5 protein-coding genes are annotated in these 10,085 nt (G+C 67.7%); 1 reads left to right on the plus strand and 4 read right to left on the minus strand.

Going from position 1 to position 10,085, the window contains the following annotated elements:
* Positions 1 to 249: 249 nt before the first annotated feature.
* The 4 genes from ACFSNB_RS05325 to ACFSNB_RS05340 all read right to left on the minus strand — a co-directional run bounded on the left by ACFSNB_RS05325 (position 250) and on the right by ACFSNB_RS05340 (position 6,928).
* Positions 250 to 1,671 carry an efflux transporter outer membrane subunit gene (locus ACFSNB_RS05325; protein WP_377315001.1) on the minus strand — a complete coding sequence of 474 codons (1,422 nt, stop codon included), beginning with the start codon at positions 1,669 to 1,671 and terminating at the stop codon, positions 250 to 252.
* Positions 1,664 to 4,822: an efflux RND transporter permease subunit gene (locus ACFSNB_RS05330; RefSeq protein WP_377315002.1), complete on the minus strand. Its 3,159-nt coding sequence runs from the start codon at positions 4,820 to 4,822 to the stop codon at positions 1,664 to 1,666. Before ACFSNB_RS05330 ends, ACFSNB_RS05325 begins: the two co-directional genes overlap by 8 nt.
* Before the next feature lie 42 nt (positions 4,823 to 4,864).
* The gene (locus ACFSNB_RS05335) at positions 4,865 to 6,058 is read right to left on the minus strand and encodes an efflux RND transporter periplasmic adaptor subunit (protein WP_377315003.1); all 1,194 of its coding nucleotides are present in this window, start codon (positions 6,056 to 6,058) and stop codon (positions 4,865 to 4,867) included.
* A gap of 279 nt (positions 6,059 to 6,337) precedes the next feature.
* Positions 6,338 to 6,928 carry a TetR/AcrR family transcriptional regulator gene (locus ACFSNB_RS05340; RefSeq protein ID WP_377315004.1) on the minus strand — a complete coding sequence of 197 codons (591 nt, stop codon included), beginning with the start codon at positions 6,926 to 6,928 and terminating at the stop codon, positions 6,338 to 6,340.
* A 322-nt stretch (positions 6,929 to 7,250) separates the two neighbouring features.
* Between ACFSNB_RS05340 and ACFSNB_RS05345 the strand changes: the two genes are divergently transcribed.
* On the plus strand, positions 7,251 to 10,085 hold a 2,835-nt coding region (locus ACFSNB_RS05345), incomplete at its 3' end, for a CHAT domain-containing protein (RefSeq protein WP_377315005.1).

Consider the following 10,085-nt stretch of genomic DNA (forward strand, 5'->3'; position numbering starts at 1 on the left):
GTGCCGCCGCTTTCTACATAGCTGGATACTCTACCGCCGGCCGCATGTGCCGGAATCACGGGGTCCTGGAGGCCCCATCAAAGAAGTGACCCCGCGCCGAGATCCGTCTCCCGCGGGGTTCCTCTTTTGGGGCCACGAGATGTTGGCCGCTCCCGCCCTCAGCGGGGCTGCCGCCCCGGCCCCGCCTGGAGGCTGGCGCCTCCAGACCTCCCCCTCTGTTTGAAAAGGAAGGGGGGCCAGGGCTCTTGTTCACCGGGCCGCGTCCCCGTCGCTCCAGCCACCCCCCGCCGCGGCATAGATATCGACCAGATCGCGCCGCAGGCTGGCATCGGAGGCGGCTTGCGCGGCTTCCGCCTCCAGCAGCGCGCGTTCGGCCACCAGGACGTCAAGCAGGCCGGTATAGCCGTTGGCGTATTGTTGCCGGGCGAGGTCGGCGGCCCTGCGGTTCCGTGCGACGCCGGTGGTCAGCGCGGCGTTGCGGCTGGCTTCGTGGCCATAGCCCGCCAGCGCGGTCTCCATGTTCTCCAGTGCTTCGAGCACCGTTTGCTGATAGGCCAGGAAGGCCTGGGTCTGGCGGGCATCGGCGGCATCGATCTGCGATTGGATCCGACCGAAATTGAGGATCGGCTGCGCCAGCGAGAGACCGATCCCCCATGGCGTCGCCTCCATCGGCGTCGCGACCTGGGCGCCGAACAGCGCCGTCAGGGAAATATTGGGAAACAGCGCGGCGGTGGCGGCGTCCTTGGCCGACAGGCTGGCGGCGAAGCGGCGTTCGGCGGCCCGCACGTCGGGCCGGGCGGCCAGAACCTTGGCCGGGGCGGCCACGACGATCCCCGGATCAAGCGGCTTGACCCCGGTCTCCGCCGCCAGCAGGGCGTCATGGCTGCCGGGGGGATGGCCCAGCAGCACGCTCAACCGATTGAGGGCGGCGTCGCGACGGATCTCCCAGGCGGGGATCAGCGCCTCGGTGGCGGAAACCTGGGCCCCCGCCCGTTCGACATCGAAATCGCTGGCCAGCGCGCCTTGCCTCTGGTCGCGGATCAGGTCGAGCGTCCGGGTCTGGGTGGCCAGATTCTGCCGGGTCAATCCGATCTGACGCTGGGAATTGCGCAGATCGAAATAGCTGCGGGCGACGTCCGCCAGCAGCCCGACCCGAACCCCCTGGCGGGTGGCCTCCTCCGAGTCGAGCAGGGCCGTGGCTTCGGCGACGCGGGCCTGATTGCGCCCGAACAGATCGAGTTCCCACGTCGCCTCGAGATCGGCACCGGCGAGGCCGATCGTCTTGTCGTTGCCGGAGACGCCCTGATTGACCCGCTGCCCCCCGGCGGTGCCGCTGATCTCGGGCCACAGAAGCGACCGCGCTCCCCCGCGGGCGGCCCGCGCCTCCTCCACCCGGGCCTTGGCGATTTGCAGGGTCTTGCTGCCTTCCAGCGCCTCGACGATCAGGCCGTTCAGCACCGGGTCGTCGAAGCGGCGCCACCAACGCTGTTCGACCTCGGCGTCGGCGGTGGAAACCAGGGGGGCGTCCGCCGGTGCCGGCGCACCGGTCAGGCGGGCCCATCCCGAGACGGGACCGATCCCGGATTCCTGCGGCCCGACCGGGCTGGTGCAGGCCGAGACCAGGGCGGCGGCCAGCGCCACCGCCAGCGACGTCTTGATCGGATCAGACATGGTGATGCACCTTTTCGGTTCCGGTGAGGCGCTTTTCCAGGCCGCGCATCAGGACATAGAACACCGGGGTCAGGAACAGCCCGAAGGCGGTGACGCCCAGCATCCCCGAGAACACCGCGATCCCCATCGCGTGGCGCATTTCCGCCCCGGCGCCCGATGACAGGACCAGGGGGACCACGCCCATGATGAAGGCGAACGAGGTCATCAGGATTGGCCGCAGCCGCAGCCGCGCCGCCTCGATGGCGGCCTCGACGGTTCCCTGGCCGCCGATTTCCAGTTCGCGGGCGAACTCGACGATCAGGATGGCGTTCTTGCAGGCCAGCCCGATCAGCACGAACAGGCCGATCTGGGTGAACATGTTGTTGTCGCCGCCGGTCAGCCAGACCCCGGTGATCGCCGACAGCAGACACATCGGCACGATCAGGATGATCGCCAGCGGCAGCAGCAGGCTTTCGTACTGCGCCGCCAGGACCAGGAACACCAGCAGCACACAGACGGGGAACACCATCATCGCGGTGTTGCCGGACAGAATCTGCTGATAGGTCAGTTCGGTCCATTCGTAGCCCATGCCCTTGGGCAGGGTTTCGTCAAGGATCCGGACCATCGCCGCCTGGGCCTGACCGGTGGAATAGCCCGGGGCCGGCCCGCCGTTCAGGTCGGCGGAGCGGAAGGCGTTGTAGCGCATCGCATTGTCGGGACCGGTGGTTTCCGACACGTCGATCAGCGCGCCCAGCGGCACCATCCGCCCTTCGAAGTTCCGGGTCTGAAGCCGCAGGATGTCGTCGGGCTGCGAGCGGAACTGGCGGTCGGCCTGGGCGACCACCTGATAGGTCCGTCCGAATTTGTTGAAATCGTTGATGTAGAGCGAGCCCAGATAGATCTGCATCGTATCGAACACGTCCTGAACGTCGACGCCGAGCTGGGCCGCCTTGGTCCGGTCGAGTTCGGCGTAGAGCTGGGGCGTGCTGATCTTGTAGCTGGAGAACACCCGGGCCAGTTCCGGGGTGGTCGCGGCCTTGGCCAGCACCGCCTTGACCGTCTGGTCGAGGGCGTCGTAGCCCTGGTCGGTGCGGTCTTCCAGCTGGAGCTTGAAGCCGCCGATGGTGCCCAGCCCCTGAACCGGCGGTGGCGGGAAAATCGCGATGAAGGCGTCCTTGACCCCCAGATATTTCTGTTGCAGCCGCTGCGAGATGGCAAAGCCCGACAGGTCGGCCGTGGCGCGCTGCTCGAACGGTTTCAGCGTCACGAACACGATGCCGGCCGAGGGGCTGTTGATGAACCCGTTGATCGACAGGCCGGGAAAGGCCACCGCGCTCTCGACGCCGGGTTCCTTCAGCGCGATGTCCGACATGGCGCGGATGACGTTTTCGGTCCGCTCCAGCGTCGCGCCATCGGGCAGTTGGGCGAACCCGACCAGATATTGCTTGTCCTGGGCCGGAACGAAGCCGGGCGGAACCTGGGCGAAGCCGAGATAGGTCGCGCCCAGCAGCAGGCAATAGACCAGCATGGTCAGCGATTTGCGCCCCAGAATGCCGGACACGCCCCGGCCATAGCGGGTCGAGCCGCGATGAAACACCCGGTTGAACCCGTTGAAGAAGCGGCCGAGCCCCCGGTCCATCACCCGGGTCAGGGCATCCTTCGGCGCGCCATGACCTTTGAGCAGGGTCACCGCCAGAGCCGGCGACAGGGTCAGCGAGTTGAAGGCGGAGATCACCGTGGAAAAGGCGATGGTCAGGGCGAACTGGCGATAAAACTGACCGGTCAGCCCGCTGATGAAGGCGATGGGAACGAACACCGCGCACAGCACCAGCGCGATGGCGATGATCGGGCCGGTCACCTCGCGCATCGCCTTGACGGTGGCGTCGCGGGGGGCCAGGCCGTTCTCGATGTTGCGCTCGACATTCTCGACCACGACGATGGCGTCATCGACGACGATGCCGATCGCCAGCACCAGGCCGAACAGCGACAGGGCGTTGATGGAGAAGCCGAACAGATGCATCACCCCGAAGGTGCCGATGATCGAGATCGGCACCGCCAGCAGGGGGATGATCGACGCCCGCCAGGTTTGCAGGAACAGGATCACCACCAGCACGACCAGGGCGACGGCTTCGAGCAGGGTATGCACCACCGCCTCGATCGAGCCGCGCACGAAGATGGTGGGGTCATAGACGATCCGGTAATCCAGCCCCTCTGGGAAATTCTTCTTCAGTTCCTCCATGGTGGCGCGGACCCGATTGGAAATCTCGATGGCGTTGGAGCCGGGCGACTGGAACACCGGAATGGCGACGGCGGGCTTGTTGTCGAGCAGCGAGCGCAGACCGTACTGAGCCGCGTCGACCTCGATCCGCGCCACATCCTTCAGCCGGGTGACGACGCCGCCATTGCGCTTGATGATGATTTCGCCGAACTGATCGGCATCGGTCAGCCGGCCCTGGGCGTTGATCGGCAATTGCAGTTCGACCCCGGCCCCATAAGGCGGCCCGCCGATCACGCCGGCGGCGACCTGGACGTTCTGGCGGCGGATGGCGGCGACCACCTCGTTGGCGGTCATGCCGCGTTCGGCGACCTTCTGCGGGTCGAGCCAGATCCGCATCGCGTAATCGCCCGAGCCGAAAAGCTGCACGCTGCCGATGCCCTGTATTTTCGCCAACTGGTCCTTGACGTTGAGCAGGGCGTAATTGCGCAGGTAGAGCATGTCGTAGCGTTCGTTGGGCGAGGTCAGATGCACCACCATGGTCAGGTCGGGCGAGCTTTTGACCGTGGTGACACCCAGTTGGCGGGTGACGTCGGGCAGCCGGGGCAGCGCCTGATTGACCCGGTTCTGGACCAATTGGGTCGCCAGATCGGGATCGGTGCCGAGTTTGAAACTGATGGTCAGGGTCAGGGTGCCGTCGCTGGCGGCCTGCGAGAACATGTAGAGCATGTTCTCGACGCCGTTGATCTGCTCCTCAAGCGGGGTTGCGACGGTTTCGGCGATCACCTTGGGGTTGGCGCCGGGGAACTGCGCCTTGACGATCACCGACGGCGGCACGACCTCGGGATATTCCGAGATCGGCAGCAGGAACATCGAGATCAACCCCGCCAGCAGAATGACCGCCGAGATCACCCCGGCGAAAATCGGCCGGTCGATGAAGAATTTGGAGAGAGTCATGGCGTGGCCTTTCCAGACACGGGGCGAAAGGTTGGTCGGGATTCAGTTCGCCGCCACGTCAGGCGCGGCACGGGTCGCCAGGGCGTCGCGGACCGCGACGGTCATGTCGGGACGGACATGTTGCAGGCCGTCGATGATCACCCGCTCGCCCGCGCTCAGACCGCTGAGCACGATGCGCTGGCTCCCGACCTGCGGCCCCAGCCCGACCTCGCGATAGGCCACCTTGCCGTCCTCGCCGACCACGTAGACGAATTTCTTGCTCTGGTCGTTGCCGATCGCCCGTTCCTGCACCAGCAGGGCCGGGCCGCCGCCGTTCGCCACCTTGACCGAGACGAACATGCCGGGCATCAGGGTGCCGTCGCGATTGGCGAAGCGCGCTCTCGCCCGGATGGTGCCCGACGCCGTGTCGATTCGGTTGTCGAAGCTGTGAATCGTCCCCTCGTGGGGATGGGCTTCGTCTCCGCGCAAGGTGACGACGACCGGAATCCGCTTCTCCTCGCCGTGGGGGCCGGTCTGGGCGCGGAGCCCCGTCATGAAGGTCTGCTCATCGACCTCGAAATCGGCGTAGATGCCGTCGTTGGAAACGATCGAGGTCAGCAGCGGCGCGCCCGGTCCGGCCTGCACCAGATTGCCCTGGGTGATTTCGGCCCGGCTGACCCGGCCCGAGATCGGCGCCTTGACATAGGCGTGATCGAGATTGATCCGGGCCTGCCGCACCTCCGCCTCGGCCGCCAGGACCGAAGCCTGGGCGACCCGGCTGGCGTTGGCGCGCTCGTCATACAGCCGCTGGGCGATGGCCTGGGTCCTGATCAGGGCGGCGGCGCGCTCGAATTCGGTCCGGGCATAGGCGGCATTGGTCCGCGCCGAGGCCAGACTGGCCTGGGCCTTGGCCAGGGCGGCTTCAAACGGGGCCGGATCGATCACGAACATCACGTCCCCGGCCTTGACGGTCTGGCCGTCGTCGATCCGCACCGCGAGGATGCGTCCGCTGACCTCGGGGCGGATTTCGGCCTGATCGACCGCCCGCATCCGGCCCGAGAAGGACGACCACACCTGGACCGGCTGCGCGGTGATGGTCTGGACGCCGACCAGGACGGGGGCCGCCGTGGCGGTCGCCGGTTGCGTCCGGGCGCTTGACGCGCCGCTGACCGCCACACCGATGCCGATCAGGGCGATCAGGGCGACGGAACCGAGCAGGATGGAGCGGCTTTTGCCGAAACGGGACATCTTGGCCATCGAGGCTCTCCTGAACAGGCGTGGGGCCGGAGAAATTGGGGGGACTGCCCCGGCATTGCAGTTGCTTTTGAATTGACCGGTCGGTTTACAAAGGGGGCTAAAAAATGCCGCCTTCGCGGCGGCTTCGGGGGCTTCCCGAACCGGTGTTGACGACCGCTCCGTGGTCCGGAGCGCAAATGGGGTCAGGCGGAGGATCGATGATTTGATCCTCCTGGTCGCCTCTCGCCGGGCGCCCGCCGACGCAGAGGCCAACCCAGGGTGCGCCGCGATCGGGAACCGTCAGACCGGCTGGGATGGCAGCTCCCCGATTCCCAGAAGCCGCAGCAAACCGGGCTTCAGATCGCGTTTGAGCGGTTCCAGGTCGTTTTGGATGCGGGCGATCATGATCTGCCCCAGCAGATAGGTGTAGATCTCCTGCGCCAGGACCTTGACATCGGTCGCCTCGGGCAGCAGGCCCTCGGCGACCATGTCGCGCAACGCATTCTCGTAGTACCGCTCCTGCCGGTGGGCGATGTCTTCGAACTTGGCGCGGATGCCCTCTTCCTGCCCGGCCATTTCCGAGCCGAGCGAGGCGCAGGGACAGCCACAGACCCGACCATATTTCGCCGCGGCCTCGGCCTGCTTGGCGAGGATGAAGTCGGCCATTTGCTCGAACCGCCGCACAGGCGGGGAGGCCGGCGAAAACATCGCGTCGTAAAGCGGCTTGGTCTCGCGGTAGGATTCCTCCATCGCGGCGATGGCGAGGTCTACCTTCGACGGGAAAAAGTGGTAGAAGCTCCCCTTCTTCACATCCGCGGCCTTGCAGATATCATCGACGCTGACCGACCCGTAGCTGTTCTTCCAGATCAGTTCCAGGGCGGTGTCGATCAAGGTCTGCTTGGTATCGGATACGGGCCGCCCCATGACGGTGGACCTCTGCGGTTGATGGACGAGGGTCACACTAGGCGCATCTTGACCGATCGGTCAAGGCCAAAGCGGGGGCCATCTCAACGGGTCGGGTCCCGCCTTCGTCCCCCCCTCCCGCAACATCGGCATCGCCGGGAAGCGCACGTCTATCCTTTTGGTTTTTTTTAATGGCAGTGCCCCCCGTAAGAAAGACATCCCATCCGGCGGCCACGCCTTTACAGGGATGATCTGACCAGGGATAGTTTCCCTGGGTTACACGGCCGCGGGGGACGGAATGAAAGCCAGTATGGAAGTCTACGGCTCAGATGTTCTGTGCCGCGCCGGGGCGGGAGCTGCGGCGCGCGAGCTCCGGCTGCCGCTGTCCGACGCCCTCGACCTGATGACGGCTTGGTCCCGTCGGTACGGCGGTGCGGTTCTCGCCAGGGACGAGGGCGCGGTGTTCGCGGTCGGGCGGGAGATGGCCGACTGGCTCGACCGGGACGGTTGGCTGACGGCGTGGGCCAGCGGCGGCGGCGCGCGCGAGTTGGAGGTGTTCAGCCGCACGGCGCAGCCGACCGAGGCCGAGGCGGCCCTGCTTGACCTGCCGTGGGAGGTGCTGGCGACGCGGGACGGCTTCCTGGCCGCCGAGCCAGCCCAGCCCCTGGTGGTGTGGCGCCGGCTCGGCTCCCCCGCCGAGGCCCGCCCGGCCGTGCCGGAAAACGGCGATGTGGCGGTGCTGTTCATGGCCGCCGCGCCGGAGGGCCAGCACCTGCTCGATTTCGAGGCCGAGGAGGCGGCGATCCTGGAGGCGACCTGCCGCTTGCCGCTGGCGCTGGCGGTCGAGGAGAGCGGCTCCCTGGCGGGGTTGGAGGTGCGTCTGGGCACCGATGGCCCGTTCGAGGCGCTGCATCTGTCCTGCCATGGCGAGATCGTCAAGGGCCAGGGGCCGGTGCTGGCGCTGGAGGACGCGGTCGGCGCTCTCGATAAGGTCCCGTTGCCCGATTTCACCGGCCAGTTGGCGGACCAACTGCCGCCGCTGGTGTTCCTGTCCGCCTGTCGCAGCGCCGAAGACGAAGGGATGGAGCCGTTTGCCCGCGCGTTGGCCCGGGGCGGCGACGGCAACGTCGTCGGCTGGGACGGTTCGGTCAATGACGGCGACGCCATCCTGTTCGCCTCGGTGTTCTACCGCCGGCTGGCGGAAGCGAAAACGGTGCCGCAGGCGGCGGCGGCCGGGCGGCTGGCGGTGCTGCAAGCCCACCGCACCGACCCGCAACGCGGCCGGGATTGGCATCTGGCCCGGGTCTATCTCGGCCGGCACGGGGGCGGCCCGCTCTGCCGGAAAGGCGGCGAAACGCGAGCACTGGCGCGGGACGCGGGCGACAGGGAGTTCCTGGTCAAGACCGCGGCCGGGGTGGTGCCGGTGGCCGGCAGCCGGACCTTCGTCGGCCGGCGCCGGGCGATTCAGACCGTGCTGCGGGTGTTCGCCGAGGGGAAAACGGCCGGGGTGCTGGTGCATGGCATGGGCAATCTCGGCAAGTCCAGCCTGGCCCATCGGGTGGTCCAGCGACTGGCGCCGCGCCATCGGGCGGTGGTGATCTTCGGCCGCTACGACGCGCTGACGATCTTCGATGCGGTGACCGAAGCGGTGCCGGTGGCCGCGCGCGAAGAGAGCGTGCTGCGCTGGCGCGAGGCGGTGGCGCGCTCGGCGGCCAAGCTGGCCGACGCTTTGGAGGCGATGCTGACCGGACCGCTGGCCAGGCATCCGGTCCTGCTGGTGATCGACGATCTGGAGCGGATCCTGGACATCCCGGCCCCGGGGCAGGAGCGGACTCCGGTCCAGGACCTCTATCGTGATCCGCTGGCGGCGGTGATCATGGCCTTCGACCGGGGGGGCGGCGCCTCGCGCCTGCTGCTGACCAGCCGCTATCGCTTCACCTTGCCCGATGGCAAAGGCGGAGACTGGGAGCGACGGTTGTTCCCGCTCCAGCTCCGGCCGATGGACGAGCGCGAGCGGGCCAAGCAGTGGCGGGCGGCGCAGACGGTTGGTGGCGTCGCGGAGGAAACCGCCGCCGCGGTGGCGGCGCGGGCACTGGCGGCGGCGGCGGGGAATCCCGGGTTGCAAGAAATCCTGTGCCGGCCGTTGTTGTGCGGGGAGGGGACGCTGGCCGAGCAGGCCGTGGCGGCGGTCGAGGCCTATCGGCAGAGCGGCGAAATGCCGGCCGAGGACAACGCCGCCCAGGAATTCTTCCGCCGGGTGTCGTTCGACATCTACCGCAACGCCTTGACCTCGACCGAAGCGAACGCGTTGCGGGCGGCCGGTCTGTTCAGCGAGGGGATCCCATTGCCGCGTCCGGCGCTGGCCGCGGTCGCCAAGGCGGCCGGAGTGGTGAACCCGGAGCCGGTGCTCGACCGCCTGCTCGGGCTGGGCCTGCTCGATGATTGGGGTGAGATCAACGGCATCCCCCAGGCCGCCCCCAACCCGCTGGCGCGGCCGCTGGGTGGTGGGGAGCTCAGTCCCGGGGATCAGGCTCACCTCGCCGGCGCGGCGATGACGGTTCTGGCCGAACTGTGGCGGGACGACGAGGGCGATATCGTCATCGACCCGCGCGGAGTCGAAGCGGCCCGCCTCGCTTTGCTCGCCAGTGCTCCCAGCCCGGTGATTGATGCGACCACCCTGGCGGCAATGCGATACCTGTTTAGCGTTCAGCATCAGGCCCTGGCGGCCCTGGCGGTGTTTGATCTGGCCTTGTCCCGCTTGGAGGCGGCCGGAAGCGAGCTGTCCCTTAAGCTGCTGATGGCCGCGGCGCAGTGTGCCGCGCGGATCGGCGAAAACGACCGGCGGCTTGCTCTGTTGACACGTGGTTTGTCCCAAACCGATGGGGACCCGGTCCTGCTGGCCCAGGTCGCGGTTCTGCATGCGGAAGCGACCTTGGCGACTGATGGTCCCGAGGTCGCCTTGGCGCGCTTGGCCCGTGCCGCCGAGCAACTCGGCGAAGCCGGCGACGTGCGCTCGCGCGCGGTGACGATGGGCAAGATCGCCGACATCCTTCAGGCCCGCGGCGAGCTGGATGCCGCGCTCAAGATCCGCCAGGAGGAAGAACTGCCGGTCTATGACAGACTCGGTGATGTGCGCTCGCGCCGG

Source organism: Phaeospirillum tilakii (assembly GCF_042683125.1).
GTDB lineage: Bacteria > Pseudomonadota > Alphaproteobacteria > Rhodospirillales > Magnetospirillaceae > Phaeospirillum > Phaeospirillum tilakii.